Source organism: Bacteroides sp. RTP21281st1_H5_RTP21281_210402, from assembly GCF_040918965.1.
GTDB classification, from domain to species: Bacteria; Bacteroidota; Bacteroidia; order Bacteroidales; family Bacteroidaceae; genus Bacteroides; species Bacteroides congonensis.
In genome coordinates, this window is record NZ_JBCOWR010000029.1 from 16708 (window position 1) to 39135 (window position 22428).

The 22428-nt window shown below is 44.9% G+C and carries 17 protein-coding genes; 5 read left to right on the forward strand and 12 right to left on the reverse strand.

What is annotated here, in order from left to right; genetic code table 11:
- The first annotated feature begins 90 nt into the window (after window positions 1-90).
- Window positions 91-1071, forward strand: coding sequence for an ROK family protein (locus AB5443_RS23835; protein WP_022139408.1), 981 nt, complete (start codon window positions 91-93; stop codon window positions 1069-1071).
- A 280-nt stretch (window positions 1072-1351) separates the two neighbouring features.
- Here AB5443_RS23835 and rplS read toward each other — a convergent pair whose 3' ends face one another.
- Complete coding sequence (gene rplS / locus AB5443_RS23840) at window positions 1352-1705, reverse strand: 50S ribosomal protein L19 (RefSeq protein ID WP_044654838.1); 354 nt, start codon at window positions 1703-1705, stop codon at window positions 1352-1354.
- A gap of 157 nt (window positions 1706-1862) precedes the next feature.
- Between rplS and AB5443_RS23845 the strand changes: the two genes are divergently transcribed.
- From AB5443_RS23845 to AB5443_RS23855, 3 genes are read left to right on the forward strand one after another with little or no spacing between them, the layout of a single operon-like run.
- Window positions 1863-2648, forward strand: a complete 786-nt coding sequence (locus AB5443_RS23845) for a 5'-nucleotidase C-terminal domain-containing protein (RefSeq protein WP_277135236.1) — start codon at window positions 1863-1865, stop codon at window positions 2646-2648.
- A 25-nt stretch (window positions 2649-2673) separates the two neighbouring features.
- A complete protein-coding gene (locus AB5443_RS23850) occupies window positions 2674-3504 on the forward strand; it encodes a metallophosphatase (RefSeq protein WP_303005961.1) in 831 nt (276 codons plus the stop codon).
- A complete protein-coding gene (locus tag AB5443_RS23855; RefSeq protein ID WP_368114429.1) occupies window positions 3501-6518 on the forward strand; it encodes a glycoside hydrolase family 3 N-terminal domain-containing protein in 3018 nt (1005 codons plus the stop codon). The genes AB5443_RS23850 and AB5443_RS23855 overlap by 4 nt, the downstream gene beginning before the upstream one ends.
- A gap of 104 nt (window positions 6519-6622) precedes the next feature.
- Here the strand turns inward: AB5443_RS23855 and AB5443_RS23860 are convergent, their stop codons facing one another.
- The 4 genes from AB5443_RS23860 to AB5443_RS23875 all read right to left on the reverse strand — a co-directional run bounded on the left by AB5443_RS23860 (window position 6623) and on the right by AB5443_RS23875 (window position 10972).
- Window positions 6623-7249: a porin family protein gene (locus tag AB5443_RS23860; protein ID WP_288359740.1), complete on the reverse strand. Its 627-nt coding sequence runs from the start codon at window positions 7247-7249 to the stop codon at window positions 6623-6625.
- Window positions 7250-7264: 15 nt separating this feature from the next.
- Window positions 7265-7900 (reverse strand): DUF4136 domain-containing protein, encoded by a 636-nt coding sequence (locus AB5443_RS23865; protein WP_022138549.1) that lies wholly within the window; start codon window positions 7898-7900, stop codon window positions 7265-7267.
- 226 nt (window positions 7901-8126) lie between these two features.
- Window positions 8127-8477 carry a winged helix DNA-binding protein gene (locus tag AB5443_RS23870; RefSeq protein ID WP_022138550.1) on the reverse strand — a complete coding sequence of 117 codons (351 nt, stop codon included), beginning with the start codon at window positions 8475-8477 and terminating at the stop codon, window positions 8127-8129.
- 35 nt (window positions 8478-8512) lie between these two features.
- Entirely contained in the window at window positions 8513-10972 is a 2460-nt protein-coding gene (locus tag AB5443_RS23875) for an FAD-dependent oxidoreductase (protein WP_368114430.1), read from the reverse strand.
- 131 nt (window positions 10973-11103) lie between these two features.
- On the opposite strand from AB5443_RS23875, the gene AB5443_RS23880 reads away from it, so the two are divergent.
- A complete protein-coding gene (locus tag AB5443_RS23880; RefSeq protein ID WP_368114431.1) occupies window positions 11104-12444 on the forward strand; it encodes a sigma-54-dependent transcriptional regulator in 1341 nt (446 codons plus the stop codon).
- A 169-nt stretch (window positions 12445-12613) separates the two neighbouring features.
- Here the strand turns inward: AB5443_RS23880 and AB5443_RS23885 are convergent, their stop codons facing one another.
- From AB5443_RS23885 to AB5443_RS23915, 7 genes are all read right to left on the reverse strand, one after another.
- Complete coding sequence (locus AB5443_RS23885; protein ID WP_368114432.1) at window positions 12614-13837, reverse strand: clostripain-related cysteine peptidase; 1224 nt, start codon at window positions 13835-13837, stop codon at window positions 12614-12616.
- A gap of 112 nt (window positions 13838-13949) precedes the next feature.
- Window positions 13950-15887 (reverse strand): hypothetical protein, encoded by a 1938-nt coding sequence (locus tag AB5443_RS23890; RefSeq protein WP_368114433.1) that lies wholly within the window; start codon window positions 15885-15887, stop codon window positions 13950-13952.
- Window positions 15841-16023, reverse strand: coding sequence for a hypothetical protein (locus AB5443_RS23895; RefSeq protein ID WP_368114434.1), 183 nt, complete (start codon window positions 16021-16023; stop codon window positions 15841-15843). Before AB5443_RS23895 ends, AB5443_RS23890 begins: the two co-directional genes overlap by 47 nt.
- Window positions 16024-16084: 61 nt before the next feature.
- On the reverse strand, window positions 16085-17161 hold the full coding sequence (locus tag AB5443_RS23900) for a DUF6562 domain-containing protein (RefSeq protein ID WP_368114435.1): 1077 nt from the start codon (window positions 17159-17161) through the stop codon (window positions 16085-16087).
- A 44-nt stretch (window positions 17162-17205) separates the two neighbouring features.
- Window positions 17206-18318 (reverse strand): DUF6562 domain-containing protein, encoded by a 1113-nt coding sequence (locus AB5443_RS23905; RefSeq protein WP_368114436.1) that lies wholly within the window; start codon window positions 18316-18318, stop codon window positions 17206-17208.
- Between the two features lie 19 nt (window positions 18319-18337).
- A complete protein-coding gene (locus AB5443_RS23910) occupies window positions 18338-19543 on the reverse strand; it encodes a DUF3575 domain-containing protein (RefSeq protein WP_195405693.1) in 1206 nt (401 codons plus the stop codon).
- A gap of 380 nt (window positions 19544-19923) precedes the next feature.
- On the reverse strand, window positions 19924-20913 hold the full coding sequence (locus tag AB5443_RS23915) for a tyrosine-type recombinase/integrase (RefSeq protein WP_368114437.1): 990 nt from the start codon (window positions 20911-20913) through the stop codon (window positions 19924-19926).
- Between the last annotated feature and the right edge of the window lie 1515 nt (window positions 20914-22428).

Here is a 22428-nt window from a genome sequence, read left to right on the forward strand (position 1 = left end):
TTTGAAAAACATTTTGTAGACTCAATCTTCTTTACGTAATTTGTGTGCAGTAAACTTAATGATTAACTAACCCTTTTAAATAAAAGTATCATGAATTCAAACATGGAGAAACCCTACGTAGTAGGTATTGACATAGGCGGAACGAACACCGTCTTTGGAATTGTAGACGCACGCGGAACTATTATTGCTAGCAGCTCAATCAAAACTGCCGGTTATCCTACTGCTGAAGAATATGCTGACGAAGTTTGCAAGAACCTGCTTCCGTTGATTATCGCCAATGGTGGTGTTGACAAAATCAGAGGTATCGGTGTCGGTGCTCCGAATGGTAACTATTACACAGGAACGATTGAATTTGCTCCAAACTTGCCTTGGAAAGGTATCCTTCCGTTGGCTGCCATGTTTGAAGAAAGACTGGGTATTCCTACTGCTTTGACAAACGACGCGAATGCTGCCGCTATCGGTGAAATGACTTACGGCGCAGCCCGTGGTATGAAAGACTTTATCATGATTACGCTGGGTACCGGTGTAGGTAGCGGTATCGTTATCAACGGTCAGATGGTATATGGTCATGACGGTTTTGCAGGTGAATTAGGCCACGTGATTGCCCGTCGTGACGGTCGTATCTGTGGTTGCGGTCGCAAAGGTTGTCTGGAAACTTACTGCTCGGCTACCGGTGTAGCCCGTACGGCTCGTGAATTCCTTGCTGCTCGTACAGACAGCAGTTTGCTTCGTAACATTCCTGCAGAAAACATCACTTCAAAAGATGTATATGACGCAGCCGTACAAGGAGATAAACTTGCACAGGAAATCTTCGAATTTACAGGTAACATTTTAGGTGAAGCATTAGCGGACGCTATCGCATTCTCCAGTCCGGAAGCTATTGTATTGTTTGGTGGTCTGGCTAAATCGGGTGATTATATCATGAAACCGATTCTGAAGTCAATCGACGACAATGTGTTGAATATCTATAAAGGTAAGACTAAATTGCTCGTTTCCGAACTGAAAGACTCTGATGCTGCCGTATTGGGTGCCAGCGCTTTAGCTTGGGAACTGAAAGATATTAAGGAATAATATCAATTTTATAATAAAGGTAATGAAAATCCCTGGGAGCGGTTGCTTTCGGGGATTTTTTTATCTCTGCCGGAAGACAGTGTGCTGGATGAAAGGCCTTGGATGAAGATGAGTTTCGGCACCGGGAAACAACAGTTTCCACACCGGGGAAACTATAGTTTCTCACCGGGGAACAACTCCCTGGTCGGTGAGGAAAAAGAGCCGGAGTTAAATAACCAATAAAAAAGGGAACTTCACATTGAATGAAGCTCCCTTTTTTATTTCGAATCGAAAAGTAGTCTTAGTTATTAACTCTTTTTTCTTTGATTCTAGCTTTCTTACCGGTAAGAGCACGCAGGTAGTACAATTTAGCGCGACGAACTTTACCTACCTTGTTCACCTCGATATTGTCGATAGCCGGTGATTCGATTGGGAAAATTCTTTCTACACCGATAGTACCTGACATTTTACGTACGGTAAAACGTTTCTTGTCTCCATGACCGGCGATTTTGATAACAACACCACGGTACAACTGTACACGTTCTTTGTTACCTTCAATAATACGATATGCTACTGTTACAGTGTCTCCTGCTTTGAAGCTCGGGTGCTGTTTACCGGTAGCGAATGCTTCTTCTGCAATTTTAATTAAATCCATTGTTGTTATTATTAAATTGTTTCATCGTTACAACGCAACATACCAAGTATCTCGTCTCTTGACAGCGATTGCGCGAAAGCGGTGCAAAGTAACGAATTATTTGGCAGATAGCCAAATGTTTTTTGTATATTTGTCGCATATATAAAAAATAGCGAACATGAAACAGACTTATGTGAAGTATCTGATTGTGGCAGCATTGGCAGGTGGTATCCTGTTTACATCCTGTCGCACGACACGAGAGGCTACTGCTCACTATCAAGTGGCAAAAGTAGAAGGTAGTATGATTAAGATTGACTCTGCCTGGGACACTAATCCCGACAAAAGAACCACCGAAGTATTGAAACCCTATAAGGACAAAATTGACGGGATGATGTATGAAGTCATCGGTACCAGCGAAATGAAAATGGATAAGGGCGGGCCTGAAAGTCTGCTTTCCAATCTCGTTGCAAGTGTCTTGCAGCAGGCTGCCGCACCGGTATTGGGGAAACCTGCCGATATGGGACTGGTGAATATGGGCGGATTGCGTAATATCCTGCCGAAAGGTGAAATTACTGTAAGTGAAATCTTTGAAATACTTCCTTTTGAGAACTCCCTTTGCATCCTGACAATGAAAGGCTCGGACATGAAACGACTTTTTAAAGCGATTGCTTCTTTGCGCGGAGAAGGAGTGAGCGGTATCCGTTTGGAAATCACGAAGAAAGGAGAACTGCTGAATGCAACAATCGGCGGTAAGCCCGTAGACGACAACCAACTCTATACGGTAGCCACTATCGACTATCTGGCAGACGGCAACGGGCGGATGGATGCTTTCCTGCAAGCGGAGAAACGGGAATGTCCTGACGGCGCTACCCTGCGCGGATTATTCCTCGACTATGTCCGTAAGCAGACTGCCGAAGGCAAAATGATTACTTCCAAACTGGACGGACGCATTACCATAAAATAAAAAGGAGAATCTAAAAACATTGAATATGAAAAGAATTCAAATATCATTCCTGCTATGCCTTGCATTGAGCTTTGCTTTTTCCCTATTTGCGCAGGATACCAAAGAACTTATACTTTTACAGACCAGTGACGTACATAGCCGCATCGAGCCTATCAACCAAAAAGGCGACCGTAATTACGATGAAGGCGGATTTGTCCGCCGGGCTGCTTTCCTCGACCAGTTCCGCAAGGAGCATAAGAATGTCCTGTTGTTCGATTGCGGAGATATTTCCCAAGGTACACCTTATTATAATATGTTCCAGGGAGAAGTGGAAGTGAAACTAATGAATGAAATGGGCTACGAAGCCATGACTATCGGCAACCATGAATTTGATTTCGGCATGGATAATATGGCACGCCTTTTCAAAATGGCGAAATTTCCGGTCGTTTGTGCCAACTACAACTTGGACACCACTCCCTTGAAAGACATCGTAAAGCCTTATGTAATCCTCGAAAAATATGGCTTGAAGATTGGCGTATTCGGCTTGGGAGCCAAACCGGAAGGTCTGATTCAGGCAAACAAATGCGAAGGTGTCATTTATGAAAACCCTATCGAAGTATCGAATAAAATAGCAGCCTTGCTGAAAAAGAAAGGATGCGACGTAATAGTATGCCTGTCTCATCTGGGTATTCAGATGGACGAACGCCTCGTTGCGAAAACACGCAATATCGACGTGATTCTGGGCGGACATTCACATACCTTTATGAAAGGCCCGAAAACTTATTTGAATATGGACGGCAAGGAAGTGCCCGTCATGCATTCCGGAAAAAGCGGTGTGCGTGTAGGCCGTCTCAACTTGACTTTGAAACGTAAATGAAGATAATTCCCTCAATTTTAGCGATTTTATTTCTTTTCTCTGCCGGACAGGTCACAAGTTCGGCGCAGAATACCAATACTGCCACAGTCGAACCATTGCTTGTTTCCAAAGCTCTTCAGGATGAAGACTGCCGTCACTGGGTAGACTCGGTAATGAACAAACTCTCCTTTAAAGAAAAGGTAGGCCAGTTATTTATCTATACCATAGCTCCGATAGATACCAAACGAAACCTGGAACTGCTGCATGAAGCTGTTGAAACCCACAAGGTAGGCGGACTTCTCTTCTCCGGTGGGAAAATGCAAACTCAGGTCGAACTGACAAATCGGGCACAGAAGCAGGCGAAAGTTCCTGTGATGATAACCTTCGACGGCGAATGGGGCTTGGCGATGCGTTTGCGCGGAACACCTGTTTTCCCGAGAAATATGGTATTGGGATGTATCCGTGATAATCAACTGATTTATGAATACGGTAGCGAAGTAGCCCGTCAATGCCGGCAGATTGGCGTACAGGTCAATTTTGCTCCGGTGGCGGATGTGAACATCAATCCCAAGAATCCGGTTATCAACACCCGTTCTTTCGGAGAAGACCCGGTGCAGGTGGCGGATAAAGTAATCGCTTACGCTTATGGACTGGAAGGTGGGGGAGTATTATCCGTATGTAAACATTTCCCCGGTCATGGCGACACCGATGTCGATTCGCATAAATCGCTTCCGGTACTTCCTTTCACTCGCGACCGCCTGGACAGCGTGGAACTTTACCCCTTTAAAAAAGCGATTCGTGCCGGACTGGGCGGCATGATGGTAGGACACTTGCAAGTACCGGTGATCGAACCGGTAGGCGGACTTCCCTCTTCCTTGTCCCGCAATGTCGTGTACGATTTGCTGACAGACGAACTGGCTTTCAAAGGACTGGTATTCACCGACGCACTCGCGATGAAAGGAGTATCGGGCAATGGTCATGTCAGCTTGCAAGCATTGAAAGCCGGCAATGACATGGTACTCGCTCCCCGAAATCTGAAAGAAGAAATACCGGCTGTGTTGGAAGCGGTTGAAAAAGGAGAGCTTGCCAGGGAAGATATTGAAAATAAATGCCGGAAAGTACTGACCTATAAATATGTATTAGGACTCAAGAAAAAAACGTTTATACAACTATCCGGCCTGGAACAGCGAATCAACAGGCCTCAGACACGTGATTTGATCCGTCGGCTGAACCAGGCGGCCATTACCGTGCTGAATAATAAAAATCACATCCTGCCACTTCATGTCGACAAAGCGCAGACACTTGCGTTGCTCGAAATCGGAAAGCCGGGAGAAACGGAAGTATTAGCCAGACAAATGTCACGTTATACATCACTGGCTCGTTTTCGGCTTCGGCCTAATCAGACAGAAGCGGAGAATCGGCGGTTGCGTGATTCGTTGGCTACTTATAAACGAATAGTTATCGCCGTCAGCGAACAACGCCTGGCTCCTTACCATTCGTTCTTCGCAAAGTTCGCTCCCGAAAATCCGGCCATTTACCTGTTCTTCACTCCCGGCAAAATGATGATGCAGATTCATCATGCGGTGTCTCACGCTCCGGCAGTGATATTGGGGCATAGTCACAATAGCGATGTGCAACGCCAAACGGCTGATATCCTGTTTGCAAAGGCTACGGCGGACGGGCGGTTGTCAGCAAGCATAGGAGGATTATTCCCGACAGGGGCAGGAGTGACGATCACGCCGGAAACTCCTTTGCATTTCATTCCCGAAGAACATGGTCTTTCGTCCGCCCTTCTTAAAAAAATTGATACTATAGCATTGGACGGTATCCAACAAGGAGCCTATCCCGGCTGTCAGGTGGTAGTGCTGAAAAACGGTCATGTCATGGTTGATAAGGCTTTCGGCACTTATGCGGGAAAAGGCAGCCCCGGTGTCGAATCTACGGACATTTACGATTTGGCTTCCCTTTCCAAAACAACGGGAACACTGCTTGCCGTTATGAAACTCTACGATAAAGGACGTTTCAACCTGACCGATAAGATATCCGATTATCTGCCGTTCCTGCAACGCACGGATAAGAAAGATATAACGATTCGGGAGATACTATACCACCAGTCCGGTTTGCCGCCCTGGCTTCCTTTCTATCAGGAGGTTATTGATAAAGACAGTTACGACGGAAGGCTGTTCAGTGCACGCAAAGACGCGCACCATCCGGTACAGATCGGAACGGCTACATGGGCCAATCCGAAATTCAAGTTTAAAAGCGAATACATATCCCCTGTCAAGACCGGCGATTACACCATTCAGATTTGCGACAGCCTGTGGCTGAACCGCTCTTTCCGGACAGTGATAGAAGAGAAAATAGTGGAAGCTCCGTTGAAGCAGAAACGTTACGTATATAGTGATATAGGCTTTATCCTGTTGGGAATGTTGGTGGAACAGTTGGCGGGAATGCCAATGGAAGCCTATTTGCAACGTGAATTTTATGAACCGATGGGCTTGGAACGTACAGGCTACTTGCCTTTGCGCCGTTTTGCCAAATCGGAAATCGTGCCATCCAACAAAGACCGCTTCTTGCGGAAAGAGACTTTGCAAGGATATGTACATGATGAGGCTTCCGCTTTCTTCGGCGGACTTGCCGGAAATGCCGGACTTTTCTCAACCGCCCGTGAAGTGGCGCGTGTCTATCAGATGTTGTTGAATGGCGGAGAGATAGACGGAAAACGCTATTTGAGCAAAGAAACCTGTAATCTGTTTACAACGGAAACTTCAAAGATAAGCCGTCGGGGACTGGGCTTTGATAAACCGGATATGGAAGACCCGAAGAAAGGAAACTGTGCTTCCGGCGTACCTGCCGGAGTGTACGGACATACCGGATTCACCGGTACATGTGCCTGGGTAGATCCGGAGAACGACTTGGTCTATGTCTTTTTGAGCAACCGTATTTATCCCAATGTCACCAATCGCAAGCTGAACCAATTGCATATTCGCGAACGGATACAGGAAGCGATTTACGATGCGATGAAGAAGAAATAAGTAATCCGTGCCTAAAAAAAAGAAAGTAAAAGGCGGCTATATTAAAAAGTCACCTTTTACTTCTTTTATTATTAACGTAATATTCTGATAGTTGCAGTTCTTTTTTAGAACGATACACCCAGGCGGAAGCCGAAGTTGCTCAATCCATCTACATTGTAATGCAGTACATCAGCCTTGTTGGTACCATAGCTGTAGTACAAAGCAAAGTGTAAGCCCGGTCCGTATACCCAGGGGAATACATTGATACCCACTTCAGGAGAAGCATAGAAGCCCCAACTGTTTTCTCTTGCTTCAAGCATATTGAAGTTGGAGCGTACTTTCGCATATTCAGCACCGAGTTTAGCACTGACATAAGGTTGGAAAGAACCGCCACGGTTCCACTGGTAGCGTGCTGCAGCACCGAAAGGCAACTGGAAGATAGTATGTTGCTGGTCGGTAGTCACATCGCCGTTTGCCATTTTGAACGTTTCGCGGCCTACATATTCGTGGTTACTGTGATAGTTCAGGAAAAGTCCCAAACCGATGTTCGGAGTCACAAAATAACCACCTTCAAAGTTCATACCCCAGCCACTTGCCTTGTCGGCAAAATGATTGCTCAGCGGGGCATTGAACTGCCAGTCGATGTTGGCATATCCATTGTCGGATAACTGTGCCTTGGCCGGCATGGCGAAGGCGATGGCAATAGCCGCCAGTGCTACTACCTTGAAGTATATATTTTTTCTTGTTTTCATAACAGTTGTAGTTGATTATTTGTTAGTAAGATAAGGTGACTGAGTGAATGACTGGTTGACAGCTTGCACTGCCAGAGTGCGGTTGATAGCTTTAGAGCCAGTTTCAAATCCGGTCAGATAGCTTGTCCATACAACAGGCAGTTTTTTGCTTTCACCTTGTTCGGCTTTCAAGTTCACCATTTCTGTCAGGAATGAGTTGGTACTATAACTGTAAGTCACAGCGTACGGGTAGTACCATCCGCCACCCCAGTTTCCGCCCCAGTAACCGGGACCCCAGTAACCGGGATAACCCCACCACCATTCAGGTTGAGCATAACTGGTGAAATAATAAGTACTTGCAATGTAGCTCACTTGAATACCAAGGTCTGCGCTTTCTTTGTCAGCAGCGGCCGTGTAACCTCTGGCTTCCATGTTTTCTGTGTAAGCAGCCAGAATTTGTTCAGCGCCTTCTCCTTCGAGATATTCCGGTTCTTTGCTGTCACTGATTACAAGAATCTGTGGAGCCAGAAAGAATGTAGGAACTTTGAAGTCAGCTTTCTCGTCGTGGTTAGTGTACACCAGATAGTTGTCATCCAGCTTACCCATGTCCGGGTCTTTTTCGCAAGATGCGAGTGCAAAGACCGCCAATAAAATAGGAATTAATTTCTTCATATCTTTATAATGTTTAGGTTATATAAAAATCATGCCCTGGTACCTTGGGGCATTTGCTACAAACAACAAGATAGAAATAAAAAGGTTCGCCTGAAAAATAGTTTTGCCGGAAAATTAACATCTTTCTTTTTCCGGCTTCCATCAAAAAAGATGAGCAATCTGCCGATGGTCAGGCGGATTGCTCATCTTTTTGTTGTTTACTGAAATTTGTTTGAAAATCCGTTTCTTAAAACAGCGGTTTTAATAATTCCGGTATCTCCACTTTGTCAAGTTCCAGTTCAGTCACCCGTTGTTTCCCCGTCGGGGACAGATGAAAATACATTTGACGTCGGTCTTCATTTCCGAGGGTTCTGATGATTAACTCCTTTTCTTCCAGTATTCGAAGCATCTTCGATGTATGCGACGGGCTCAAGTCCGTTTGTTTTGACAGGTTGGTGGCCGTCATTCTCTCCGAAGAGCACTTGAGAGTACACAATATCATAGCCTCATTCAGCGATATCCGGTAGACTTTTTCAAATGCAGTTTCAAAGCTTGTCATGGCTCTGAACACATCACGCATTGCACATATTGTTTTCATATCTTATTTGAATATATTTTTATTAGTTACTTCCGTTAAATAAACAGATTAACGTTGGCATTATCCGCTCGTTCCATATACGTTGCCACACCGCCGATGGTCACCTCGTCCAGAAGTTCTTCTTGTTTTACTCCCATCACGTCCATTGACATCTGGCAAGCAATAAATTCGACTCCGTTTTCCAAGGCTTGCTGGCGCAGTGATTCAAGTGAGTCGATTCCCTTCTCCTTCATGATATACCGCATCATTTTTCCACCTATTCCGCCCATGCTCATCTTCGAAAGTTTTAGTTTCTTTGAGCTTGACGGCAGCATCATACCAAACATTTTTCCAAAAATATCTTTTTCCACTTTCGGCTTGTGCAACTTCTTGATAACGTTCAATCCCCAAAAGGTAAAGAAGATTGTAACTTTCTGTCCGGTGGCTGCTGCGCCGTTAGCGAGTACAAAGGTAGCTAAAGCTTTGTCCAAATCATCACTGAACATGATAAAAGTTTTTCCTTTGCCCTCACAAGAAGTAACAATATTGCATGATTTTGGTTCTCCTTTTTCAATAATAACGACAGATTTTCCACCGGATGCCTCTTTAGAAACCAGTTGATTACCAGTCGAACTGCACCATGCGGCGGCGTCGCGCGGGAATCCCGGGTCGGTTGACGTAATCTCCACCCGTTCGCCCGAAGCCAATCCGTCCATTGTTTTTTTCATTTTCAGAATCGGGCCGGGACATTGCAATCCGCAGGCATCTACCCGGATGGTTTTGGCGGCTGCGATGGGAGCGGCAGAAGCAGCCCCCTTTTGCTGTATGGGCATTTCCTCTATTTCGCTTCCATTATCTTCATGTATGATAATCGGAGCAGTGGCTGCACGATATGTCTTGAGCCCGCCCGAAAGATTACGGACCTTCTCAAATCCGTGTTGTGTCAAGATGCGGTAAGCAAGGTATCCCCGCAGTCCGACCGCACAGAAAGTATAAATCATCCGGTCTTTCGGCAGTTCCGTCAACCGGTCGCGCAGCTCATCCAACGGAATATTCACCGCTCCCGGCAAAGTACCTAAAGCAAATTCGTCCGGAGTGCGGACATCCAGCAGGAATTTGTTCTCCATTTCAATATCTCGCAGTTCTCTCCAATAGATAGGGTTCGTTTTACCGATGATAATATCCTCGGCCACATATCCCGCCAGCGCTACCGGGTCTTTGGCGGAAGAGAACGGTGGTGCGTAAGCCTGCTCCACTTTCATCAAGTCATAGATAGTTCCCTCATGTTTGATGACAAGCGCCAGTTCGTCAATCCGCTTGTCAACCCCGTCATAACCGACTATTTGCCCGCCATACAGCCGTCCCGTCTGTTTGTCGAAAGTGATCTTGATACTCATCGGCATGGCATCCGGGTAGTATCCGGCGTGGGAAGACGGATGAATGGTAGACGACATATAATCAATCCCTTCCACCCGCAACCGCTTTCCGGGTAATCCGGTAGAAGCTACCGTCATATCGAAAACCTTGGCGATGGAAGTGCCGATAGAACCTTCATAGGCAATCTTCGCTCCCAGTATATTATCGGCGGCAATACGTCCCTGACGGTTGGCAGGCCCGGCAAGATAGTTAAGCCATGGCTTTCCGGTAATCGGATGGCGATATTCAATCGCGTCGCCGATAGCATAAATTGATTCATCGGACGTCTGCAAATAATCATTAACGGCAATACCGCCGGCCGGGCCGATAGTCAGTCCGGCAGCCCGTGCCAGGTTCGTTTCCGGACGTACGCCGATAGATAAAATAACAATATCGGCAGCAATGGACTGACCGTTCTTGAAAGTGACCTTCAACCCCTTTCCATCCCGTTCAAAAGAAGCTACTGCCTGTTCCAGATATAGGTTGACTCCCTTGTCCATCAAATGCTGATGTACCAGTGAAGCCATTGAAAAGTCGATGGGAGCCATCACTTGGTTACCCATTTCCACAATCGACACCTTCGCCCCCTGTGCGTGTAAATTCTCCGCCATTTCAAGCCCGATAAATCCGGCTCCTACCACTACCGCTTGCCGCGGAGCATGGCTGTCGATATATGCTTTGATTTTGTCCGTATCCGCAACGTTTCTCAAAGTGAAGATTCCGCTCAGGTCTATTCCCGGCAGGGGCGGGCGTACAGGGGAAGCACCGGTTGATATTAACAGCTTGTCGTAACTCTCTTCATACGTATCTTCGCTGCTTTGCCGCACCGTGACTGTCTTTCTTTTCCGGTCGATAAAAATCACTTCATTCTCCGTGCGGACATCTACGCGGAAGCGTGTAGAAAATGCTTCGGGAGTCTGGACGAACAGCTTTTCACGCTCTTCGATGACTCCACCTATATAATAAGGCAAGCCGCAATTGGCATACGATATATACTTTCCTTTTTCCAAAAGGATGATTTCCGCTGACTCGTCTACTCGTCTGATTCGGGCAGCAGTGGTAGCTCCGCCTGCAACGCCTCCGATAATGATTACTTTCATATATTTATTAATGTAAATAGTTTCCTAAGGAAATAACAAACAGTATAAGTGAAATGTTCATGGATTCATTGAAAAAACTTATATTTGCACACCCTGTTTTTCATTCTTCTATTTAATATAGGCAAAATTGTATGAGTAAAATTCTTATTATTGACGATGAAGTCCAGATTCGCAGCCTTTTGGCTCGTATGTTGGGGCTCGAGGGGTATGAAGTATGTCAGGCAGGTGATTGTAAAACTGCTCTCAAACAACTGGAAGTCCAGTCGCCCGACGTGGCTTTATGCGATGTTTTTCTTCCCGACGGAAACGGTGTTGACCTGGTATTGACTATCAAAAAAACAGCTCCCGACGTTGAAGTGATTCTTCTCACCGCCCACGGTAATATCCCCGACGGCGTGCAGGCAATCAAAAACGGCGCGTTTGATTATATAACGAAAGGAGATGATAACAATAAGATTATCCCCTTGATAAGCCGTGCCGTAGAAAAGGCGAAAATGAATGTCCGCCTGAAGAAACTGGAGAAGAAAGTCGGTCGGATGTATTCGTTTGATTCTATTCTGGGTGAATCGAAAGCCTTGAAAGAAGCAGTCCTGTTGGCACAAAAGGTATCTGTGACGGATGTTCCCGTATTGTTGACCGGCGAAACCGGAACGGGAAAAGAAGTCTTTGCACAGGCCATACATTATAACAGCAGACGGAGCAAACAGAATTTTGTGGCAGTCAACTGCTCCTCTTTCAGCAAGGAATTGTTGGAAAGCGAAATGTTCGGACACAGAGCCGGCTCGTTCACCGGCGCATTGAAAGATAAGAAAGGGCTTTTTGAGGAAGCCGACAATGGTACTATCTTCCTCGACGAAATCGGTGAAATGGCTTTTGAACTACAAGCCAAATTACTGCGTATCCTTGAAACAGGCGAATATATTAAGATTGGCGATACCAAACCGACACGGGTAAATGTGCGTATTATAGCCGCTACCAACCGCAACTTGCAGGAAGAAATCAAAGCCGGACGCTTCCGCGAAGACTTGTTTTACCGCCTTTCGGTATTTCAGGTACAGCTTCCCGCTCTTCGTGAGCGCTCGGGAGATATCCGGATTCTGGCTGACGCTTTCGTCAAAAGTTTCTCTGAAAAACTCTCATATACAGTCAGTGAAATGACTCCCGCTTTCCTGGAAGCCCTGGAACAACAACCCTGGAAAGGAAATATCCGCGAACTAAGAAATGTCATCGAACGCAGCCTGATTGTTTGCGAGGGTGGACGACTGGATATCTGCGACCTTCCTTTGGAGATTCAGAACACTCATTATGAATGTTCGGACGATACAACGGGCAGCTTTGAACTGGCTGCGATGGAACGCAGGCATATCGCCCGCGTATTAGAATATACAAAAGGGAATAAGACGGAAACTGCCCGCTTGTTGAAAATCGGGCTTACTACACTATATCGGAAGATAGAGGAATACAAAATTTGAATATCTATCATACAAAGAACGGGGCATTCATTAAAAAAATGAATGCCCCGCGCTTCACAGCGCAGAGCATTAGCATACAAACAAACAAAAATAAAACACGGTGTGGCATTAGGGGTGACAGTGCCTGATAGCTAAAGTGGGAATCCCTGAACGCTTTCTTGGGAATTAGCTATTGGTATACCGTCCCACACCATGCAGTTTGCGTGTATCCTTGATTTGCATACAAGAAATCTCTTTGTGGCACATAACAACTCAATCCGCTATGTGCATGTATCGTGAAGCCATATGCCAGCCCCGGAAGGAAGCTCGGCGTAGCGGCTGAATAGGTAACAATGCTCTTCCATAAGCCATCCACATACGTACTTAGCGCGGGATTGGCCGTCAGCAATGCTTCTTTAAGGTCGAAGAACAGATGCCATTCGTTGCGGTTAAAACACTGTAAGGCAGAAATTGTTTCGACATCCGGCTCCCAACGCAAAAAAGCGGCACGGGCAAGCTGTGCCAGTTCTTCCAAATGTCCGGTTCGCACAACGCTGATAGTAGCCGAACGGTAATCTCCCGTTTTGCTATCCCATGTATTGAAGTGGGCTTGGGCAAACTTCTCCAGTCCGGGCGTTGGCTGAAAGAGATAGGGCAGGGCGGACGGATACACTTCCGTCATTCCCGGACTCACGATTTCCGTAGGAGAAGCAATGATAGCTTCCGTCTTGTCTTTCAGCTCATAAGCCACCTCAACACTCCCCATATAGCAACCTTCAAAAAGAATAAAGTCCCATTTCTTATTACCGGGCAGGGGAAGGGCAGCGGCAAAATCCGTCAGTTCCATCTCACTCTCCCCGTCGGTACAAACACTGCGCGTACTGCGACGGGAAGAGTCGATGTCTTCTTTTTCTAAATTCTCTCCTTTGTATGGTTCTTCCAAACCGCCTGCCGGCAACCATGCAGATCCATGTGAAAACAGAATTAATCCGTAGCTTGAGGCGGAATAGTTTTTCAAAATATCGTTCAACACTTGCTTCATGACCTCTGCCGAAGCGGAGTTCTGTGTCGTATAAGTTTTTAATATCTGCCGAGGGTTTTCAGTGTCGGCACTGATTTCCATCAGTTGGGGTGATACATGTTTGCGGTCATAATAGATAAATAATCGGTTTTGCGAATAATCCGCCGAAAGAAATCCGACAGTAAGCGCTGCTATCTTTTGCTCAATCTCTGACGACAGACTGTTGTCTCCGGCAAGATAGGCTATGATAATACGTTGTGTTTCTTTTTCCGGTTGAGGGGGGATGGGATAGAAATAACCCTCATTGCTGCATGAACTGAATAACAGGCAGCAACAACAAAAGAAAAATAACCGGTAACGGATAAATAATACTATGTGAAGAAGATATTTCACCAATAACGGGTTTGTTTGTAGCTTGAATCAGAGATAGGAAAATATAGCCGGGTAAGGCTATACGAGGAGACAATACCCGGCTATGATTGTTGAGATAAAAAAGTGGGAATGATTAATATACAGCTACTGAAATGTTGCTCCAGTTGCTACCTTCGTATCCTGAGTACAGATTTTTGATGTCCTGGCTGTCATATACTAACTTGCAATCAGCTCCTGAATCAGCAAATAAAGGACCGAATACAGTGCCTGCTTTCTTTATAGTCAAAGTTTTACCGTTCTTCATTGTCAGCTTGTAATCTGCAACGCCGTTGCCATCATTATCTACGTAAGGCAGTGAACCACCGTTAACTGTAGTGTTTACGCTAGAGTTAAAATCTTTGAATGTACCGCTGCTGATAACAGCTTTTGCAGTATCTTCAGAACCAATAACTGTAACCGTGCTGTTGTATTCTCCGCCATTGAATGTAGCAGTTTTTTCAACAGTGATGGCTACTGAGTTGTACGTAGTTCCTGCGAAAGTGACATTCTTCGCTTTGATAGTTGTCGGCCAACCGTTTGATACAACTTTTTCGATAGTAACGTCAGCAGTGCTAGTCACTTCAAATTTTTGGATGCTAGGCAAATCTAAAGTAATGTTATTGCTCAAACCTTCCAGGATAATGTCCTGTCCGTCTTTGGTCAATGTCAACTTAATGTCGTTAGTTACATTGCCGGTCAGGTCAGAGAAATCGGCAGGGTTAGGAATATCCGTGCCGCTCATGTTGATAACCGGTTTAGTCTCATCAGCAGCAGAAGATAAGTTTTTCATGGCCACGAGATCATCAATAACCTGGTCGAAGTTATCTTTGTTGATACCTGTGATATCGATAGAGATAGCCTTACCGTCATCACCGCGTACCACTACAACATGCGCACCATTTACGTCACCTTCAGGAATGAAGTGGTCGTCCGTACTTTGTTTTTTGTCATCGTCAGTAATTTCTACTGTTTCAGTACCGCCTGTGAACTCATCAACGATAGTGACTGTACAGCTATATGCCTTATACAGATTCATCTTGATGATGGTGTGAGCATTTGTTCTTACAGGAACATTGCTTGCGTTACGAACAGCAACCAGTTTGAGTCCGTCAGCTACTTCATTGATAGTAGTCAGTTCAGCAGCAGCTTTGGTAAACTCAGTCGCCACCAGTTGGTCTACATTGTAACCTTTGAAGCTCAAAGAATAAGTAGCATCTTTACCTGCTTTTTCAGGGATAACGTAGTTCAGGTCGAAGATAGGATAGTATTTATCACCATCTTTGTGCCATTTCACACCATTGACATCATCAGAAGTGCTGGTAGCAGAAGCCACGTCAAACGGACGGTGGAAGTAATTCTTAGTAGTCGGAGTTGCCGAAACCGGAGTCTGCGTCAAAGCATTGTAACCAGTTGACAGGTTAGTAACTTCCATTCCCAAGTATTCGAGGATATTCTCTTCACCAATGTTGTTCAAAGCGTCAGCCCATTCGGTCTTGTTATCATAGTCAGTCAAAATCAAGCTGATCTTAGCGAACTTACGAGTAGCTGTGATAGGAATTGCAGTTGTAATACTATTATTTTCTGTTCCCTCTGCAATATTGTAAGTGCCGTCTGCGTTCACGGTGAACTTGATAAGACCGGTGTAAGCGTCGCGGGCTTCAGGAGTTTCGATGATAGGCATCATACCCTCTGTGAATTCCAGTTCGGAAACATTAGCCAGGTTTTCAGTCTTCCAATAATAGTCGTTGCGGTTTTCAGTGCTCGAAGATGTCACCGATTTCGGAACGAAGTCCACCCATACCACAGCCGTGTAGCTGTTACCTGCCGCCAGGCGGAATTCAGGAAGATCAATATCGTTGCCGCCGGGAGCTTCTGTCAATACAGTTCTTACCTGCGTGTATGGAGCTGTCCCTCCATTAGCGAATATCTGCAAAGTTGCACGTACATTCACTGCATCAATCATTTCTGTGTCGGAATCTTTCCAGTTAGACCATCCACCCTTTGAGAAATCCGTAATAAGTGCTGATCGCATTCCCCATGTTAATTTTGAACGCTACAGGCGTCTCCTCACCTGTCACAACCTGTTGGTTGTCAACAAATGCATCATCACCGCACGCCGTCATCATAGCTGTTGCAGCTATTAACGACCAGAATAAACTTTTTTTCATGCTTTAAAAAAATTGGTTAATAATAAAAATGTATCACTGTTTGTTATAATAGAAAGAAATTTTACGGACGATATTCTTTGAATGTCAATGGATATATACGCTCGCTTCCTTCCTGTTCCTCTGTCGCTCCTTTGATTAACAGCATATAATTCGGATTGGGCAGATTGATCGAGATAGAAGAATAATCCGGCGCGTCGCTTCCATACCGTTTGAATGTCACCGGAGTACTGCCTGATGCTGTTTCTGCCGAAATGTAGAAAGATAAAGGAATGACATCCGCCATCGGTACAGGTACTATCAGATAGTCATGCAATGCAAATGTCCTGTCAAAGGAAGAAACCTCTTTGGGATAAAGCGATTCGGGATTTGTCCTTCCTCCTGAAGTCTCTCCTGTCCATACATTAAATTGGGTATATAGTGCGCTTCCCGTTTCATATACGATTCGGACATTCTTCAGACCTTCTGCCCATGCAGCGCCATTCTCGTCAGTCAACTTCACCCATGGGAGAGATACTTTCACGAACGGACGTCTCAACTTGATTGAAGTCAGTTTCTCCTCGTCGCCTTCCTTTATATCTCCATTCACTTCGATGGTGAACGATTCGGATTGTCCGGCATAGGCATCCTCTATATTCAGGTCGTTGGCAGCCGCTTCTGAATGAACAGTTCCGATTGTCTCGATGAGGCGTATGTCGCTCAACCCCTTCGATGTATTGTAAATCAAGTCAGTTACTGTCCCTGCCGCGATATAATCAGCCCAGCAGATAGCCTTGTACGTATCATTGGGCGCCAATCGTATGTCCGGGAAAGTGATAGCCCCGGTCAGTCCGCTGTCATCGTCGATAAATTGCTGGGACTGTGCTACGCGCAGGTTCGTTGTCGTCGAATACACTTCGATTTTGCAGCGCAGGCGATACCCCGCAGGTACTTGCTTGTCGCCGCCGGCACGAGTGATTACGCCGTAGTCCGTTGCCGCTTCCGGTTCGTTCGCAGCCTTAGTGTCAACTGTTGCCTGTATGGAAACGCTGGTTTCCGGAGATTCAGCCGGCCCTATATTCAAGGGCGACTCGTTGGTGCATGCCGCAGTGAGAAACGACAGACCGAAACATACTATCCGGAAATACTTCTGGTGATTCATAAGCCTATATTTTTTCATCTTATCCTATCCTTAAAAATTATTCATTAATCAGGTATCACTATTTCTATTATTTCTTCAAAATCATCGTCGATACCCGGTGAACTGGGCTTGCGGACGGTCAGGAACGCGCCATATACCAATGTATGCTTGTTGCGTTGCATACGTATCTCTGCGTTTCCGCTTTTGTGTATGCTGCTTCCGTCTGCCGCGTGAGTTTCTACTATAATGTTATAATAGTTGTCTGTTCCGTCGCCCGGCCCTATAAAGATTAGGTCTTCCGCCAGTTTGTATTCTTTCCCTTCCGTATGCACACTTACAGGATGCTCGAATGTCGCGCCTGATTGTGAACCGTTTGCCACCTGGCGGAAAGTGTCGAACATCGGCGGTATCCACATCTGGTAATTCACTTTGGCAGTATGCGGTTCCGGTGCATCGGCGCCTGCTTTTTCAAAATACTCTTCCATATCGTTGGAAATCACCGTATATGTGCCGAAGGGGCGCAACAGTTCCAGTTCTTCCGTAAAGTCGAGGGCGTTTGCGTGAGAGTGCGGCACTCCGTATCCGCTGTAATCCCAAGTGGCGCTTCCGCTGAAAGCATCTTTGGTGGCTCCCGCTCCGAACGGTTCCAGCATCTTGACACTGCTGAGTGAAGTTACGTCGAAGTAAGGATTTGCGGTTTGTCCGCTTGCCAATGGTTCAGCCCATGCCAATACGGCAATCTTTGTGGCGGGAAGGTCTACGTTCACTGTCTGGCTGTTGTTGCCTTCGTTCAGTGTGCCGCCGTTCACAATCTTGCGTTCCAGTTGCGTTTCCAGTCTGCCGTCATCGCCCAGCGTCCAGAATTCCAGTACATAGCGTACCGATACATTGCTCGCGGTGCGTGTGTAGTTCGAATAAATAGGTTCGTTATCCCACGCCGTGTTGAATTTGAGCGTCAGTCGGGTGTGGCAGACGTGCGGATGCGCATCCAGGTAACAAAGGTCTTTCTTCTCACACGAACTCAGCAGTAGCATGGAAAGTATCAACAGTGCCGCCGCAGATGCGGAAATCATTGTTGTCAACCTTTTACGTTGTATCGTCTCTTTCCGGTTTCCCCATTCAGACACGTTATATTTGTTATATAAATCCATAGTTTCAGTATCTTTTTCTATTCTCATAATCAGGTCCTCCTATGATTTAAAATCTCCAGACGAGTGAAGCCTTGATTTTGCTTGGTCCCCAATAGTTCTTGCCCTTATGTTGCTTGAATGCGTTGCACGGGTCGTACCAGAAATACTTGTCATATTTGAGACGGTTGTATCCGGCAGAAATTCCGAGGTCGAAATAAAGGCAGTCGAAACGGTTGAACTTGAAGATGTATCCGTATGAGACACCCAGTCCGCGGATATTACCCTGACGTCCCGTACTTCCGAATTTCACGTCATATTCGCCATATAGCCCGTATAGTCCCCAGTAAGAACCCTGGAAAGAACGGTCGTCACGTATGTACATGCGCACTTCCGGCGATACGGATGCTACGTTGTAGCTGTTCCCTTTCGCTTTGCTGTCCTTCAGCCAGCGGTATGCGCCTTCTACGGCAATAGAATAGCGGTTGCCGAGATACGCTTCCAGTTCGATGTTCGGAGTGATAAGCGCGGCCCACGAAGCGAGGTTGGTTTTGATAGCCATAAACGGCGGTTCGCACCGGCAAGGTTCCGGTTCTTGTACTACCGGTTTCTGCGGAGTTCTTTTCACAGTATCCACCTCTACCACTTTTATCTCTTCCTTCACCACGGGCGGAGCAACGACAGGCACAATTTTTAGTAACTGTACACTGCTTGCGCTTCTCAGTTTCGGATAGAAAGTATTCAGCATATAGCGGTAAGCACCGCCGGGCAATTTCTTGAGGGCGATTTCCGGATCCGTTCCTTCGGGAGTATTGTTGAGAATATCCAGTATGCGGGCTTTCTCCTTCATGTCACTCTTTTCGACCATGACACGCAGCTCGTTCCAGTTTTCCCCGCCTGCCACTACTTCGAACAGTCCGGGCTCAAGTCCGGTCTTAGCTACCAGATAGTCTTTCAACACATCTGCTCTGGCTGCACTGAGCTTCATGTTCAGTGCCAGCGGACCTTCGGGGGATGCATATCCGATGATGCGGATGTGGTCGATGACGTACTCATTTTTGTCTATAATCTCTTGTACTCTGTCGATACATCGTTGTAGAGTACCTCTGTTGCCGTTGTATTCCAAATCAAGATTACTCTTTCCTGTTTTGAAATGGATGTACCAGGCTTCCGGATCCTTTGTCAGTGAGTCGGTGGGGAGTATTTGTCCCCATGCGGCGCACGTCATCAGAATACTTCCGGCTAATAGGCATAGCTTTCGTCTTAAATATTCCATACTGGTTTTAAATTTTTGTTTCTCTGTGGTGTGCGCCGTTACTTTGTAGGTAACGGCATGTGTCGCCCCAGGCAGTCGGAAGCGTCCTCTGAGCGCGGTTGGCATGGATAAAAATACAAAAGGAGAGTCGCGCCACTGTGAGCACAGTTGCGTACGTTTAGTTTTCGTATCCAACCCCCGGATACGACTGGAATATTTATGCGATAAAGTTGCTTGGTTTAGTTTAGGAAAGTTTTCATTTTAGCAAAATCTTTGCTTTTTTATAAAAACCTGCAAAAAAAATGTTAGTTTTGTTTTCATATTTCAAATTCAATGCATATATTTGCCGAATCTTTCGTGTACCGTTACCTACAAAGTAACAGTCTATGTAAATTGTTGAATTACAGAATTGTAACTGTTGGATATTGATTTTCGCATCCTTTCTCGGCTTCTTTTTTAATGTAAGATATTATCATTCTGTTTGTCCTATCTATTTCCTTTTGCTCGAAGGCTTTTAAATACGTTTCCGTCACTTTCACGGACGAGTGTCCCAAGGCGTTGCAGATAACTCCTGTCGCACATTTCTTTTGATAGGCAGTTGTTGCCCATGTGTGGCGGGCTGTATAAGATGATAGCTTTTCTCCGAGATTCATTCTTCTTGAAAGCTCATTCAGCTTTCTGTTGAATCCTCTTAGTATAGCTTGATACAGTCTGTATTCTTCCCTGCTTCCGAAGCCGTTTGTATCTTGCGTCCTCGGATTATCCGGTAAGATGGATAATAGGTAGGGTGACCTGGGATTCCGGTTGGCCAACTGGTTGATAAGCCGCATTGCTTCGGGAGTCACGTTCACGGTGATTACCCGTCCGGTCTTTTGTCTCTTATAGATAAGGGTGTTCCCGTGCAGGTCGCATTTCCTCAGTCGGGCAAGGTCGATAAACGGCATTCCTCTTAATAAGAAAAGGAGTACGAACCATGACTGTGCTTCCCTTAGCGAGGGGAGTGTCTGGCGGGCAACAAGTATGTTTCCCATATGTCCGGGTGTCAGCGCTCGTTTCGTGTCTGCCCGCACACCTGTATATACGGTGTCGAACAAACCTTGTTTCCATTTGATTCGTCTTTCTTTGGTAGCCCTGTGATAAATAGCCCGTAGCATACGCATATAAGTAGATACGGTATTCATGCTGAGCATGTTCTCTAATAGATACCTCTCGAATCCCTGCAAAAGTGCCGGTGTGAAAACTTTATCCAACTTCATTGTGCCTTTCTGTTTGCTATGCCAATATTGCGATATAGCATTCAGGGTACTTTGATAAACGTGGGCTGTCCCATACCGCCCTTCGCTTTCCAGTCTTAGTATGACTGTCTCCATAAAACTTTTTAAATCATTCATAATTCCATTGTTTTTTCAATTAAAAGCTGAAGGGACAATTGCAGACGCATGCTTCTTGTTTATTCGTTTGTGCAATCTTTGCATTTCAAAGTATTGTTTTAACCGTTATTTTTGTTTCTTGTATGCAAACAGTTATTCTTGTTTATTCTTTTATCATACGCCCTTTTTCCTTCGTTCCACAAAGATAGGGATGTATTGGAAAAACGGAGTTTTCAATTTGGATTTTTGTATTTCTATCTGTATCATTCTGATTTGTAGGCTTTTTGTTTCTCGGCATACCATTGCTTTTAAATGTACTGAAAATCGTCCGGTCTTATGTTTTGAAATAATTTGTTTCGACTTATGCACATGATGCTTTGCGTTCTTGCGGAAAGTGGAAGTCTTGTTTCAATATCGAATTATTACTTCTTTTACTCTGTTGTATTTATAAAGTATGGGTTCGATGCCTTATCAAGTTATGTTAGTGCCCTTCTGTAGGTAGGCTTCCCATAAAAAGTTTTGTTGAGTTTTACCCTCATACTCTCATAAATCGTTTGAAACCTTTTATTCATAGTCGTTTCAGCTATGGGAGCAGGACTTTATATCTCCCTGATAGTAACTTTTACTCTCATACGTAATTTTTACCTTTATTATATAATATATTTATAATCAGTATAATATGTGTTTTTGTGATAAGTCGACATATTCCATGTCGACTGCTTTTTTTGCTTTATTTGCTTCGTATAGCCTATAATTTTATGTTTGTTTCGGTTTCAAGTAGCTGTTTTTATCTTTTTTCTCCTATATATCATACGCCAACTCCTTATATCTTATATGTCGGTTCCTTATATCTTATATATCAGCCTTTGTATATTGTATGTCAATCCTTTAGTATTCTTATGTTTTCCCTTAATCATGTATAAGGGCTCACTAGTGTGAGCTTATTTGTTCACATATGTAGATATATTTATCTACGGCTGTTAGCCTATTTATTCACAATAGTGAGCCCTTGACAATGACTAAGGGAAGATATATAGATACCTAAGGAAAGATGTCCGGATATTAGTGGGATGATTTCTTGATGCCTGCTTTATGTGTTGTAAAGTACCGCTTGATAATATGTGATTAAGCGGTGCATGACTTCATGTTTACCTTGAAATATGTTGTTGTTTAATGGTTTTTTCGTTTCAGAAGTGTTATTTTTCTTATGAGAAATGATTGATAAACGTATGAGAAATGCACTGTTTTTAAGGTAAAATGGTAAAAAAAGTATGAGAAATGCCGTATTTGATTTTATTTCTCATAGTGTTATCTGATTGATTTATATGTAATTACTATATAAACAATGAGAATATGAGAAATGATTTTGCGAAATCGTTTCTAGAAGGCGCTGAGCAGCGAGTCTCTGAGTGTCCTGTAGAGTTTAACTTATAAATGCGTTGCCTTTAAGTTGAAAAGGCTGATTGGGTGTATTTGAAAGTTGTTTGTGTATAACCAAAATAATTTTGTGTCTCATGCTCATTTCTTTGTCAATAT

Coding starts and splice junctions, on each gene's coding strand:
- AB5443_RS23865 (WP_022138549.1), bottom strand. CDS start 7,900: ATGAAGAAATTAATTCCTATTTTATTGGCGGTCTTTGCACTCGCATCT.
- AB5443_RS23900 (WP_368114435.1), bottom strand. CDS start 17,161: ATGAATCACCAGAAGTATTTCCGGATAGTATGTTTCGGTCTGTCGTTT.
- AB5443_RS23855 (WP_368114429.1), top strand. CDS start 3,501: ATGAAGATAATTCCCTCAATTTTAGCGATTTTATTTCTTTTCTCTGCC.
- AB5443_RS23910 (WP_195405693.1), bottom strand. CDS start 19,543: ATGGAATATTTAAGACGAAAGCTATGCCTATTAGCCGGAAGTATTCTG.
- AB5443_RS23890 (WP_368114433.1), bottom strand. CDS start 15,887: ATGCGATCAGCACTTATTACGGATTTCTCAAAGGGTGGATGGTCTAAC.
- AB5443_RS23895 (WP_368114434.1), bottom strand. CDS start 16,023: ATGAAAAAAAGTTTATTCTGGTCGTTAATAGCTGCAACAGCTATGATG.
- AB5443_RS23880 (WP_368114431.1), top strand. CDS start 11,104: ATGAGTAAAATTCTTATTATTGACGATGAAGTCCAGATTCGCAGCCTT.
- AB5443_RS23870 (WP_022138550.1), bottom strand. CDS start 8,477: ATGAAAACAATATGTGCAATGCGTGATGTGTTCAGAGCCATGACAAGC.
- AB5443_RS23875 (WP_368114430.1), bottom strand. CDS start 10,972: ATGAAAGTAATCATTATCGGAGGCGTTGCAGGCGGAGCTACCACTGCT.
- AB5443_RS23850 (WP_303005961.1), top strand. CDS start 2,674: ATGAAAAGAATTCAAATATCATTCCTGCTATGCCTTGCATTGAGCTTT.
- AB5443_RS23915 (WP_368114437.1), bottom strand. CDS start 20,913: ATGAATGATTTAAAAAGTTTTATGGAGACAGTCATACTAAGACTGGAA.
- AB5443_RS23905 (WP_368114436.1), bottom strand. CDS start 18,318: ATGAGAATAGAAAAAGATACTGAAACTATGGATTTATATAACAAATAT.
- AB5443_RS23835 (WP_022139408.1), top strand. CDS start 91: ATGAATTCAAACATGGAGAAACCCTACGTAGTAGGTATTGACATAGGC.
- rplS (WP_044654838.1), bottom strand. CDS start 1,705: ATGGATTTAATTAAAATTGCAGAAGAAGCATTCGCTACCGGTAAACAG.
- AB5443_RS23860 (WP_288359740.1), bottom strand. CDS start 7,249: ATGAAAACAAGAAAAAATATATACTTCAAGGTAGTAGCACTGGCGGCT.
- AB5443_RS23845 (WP_277135236.1), top strand. CDS start 1,863: ATGAAACAGACTTATGTGAAGTATCTGATTGTGGCAGCATTGGCAGGT.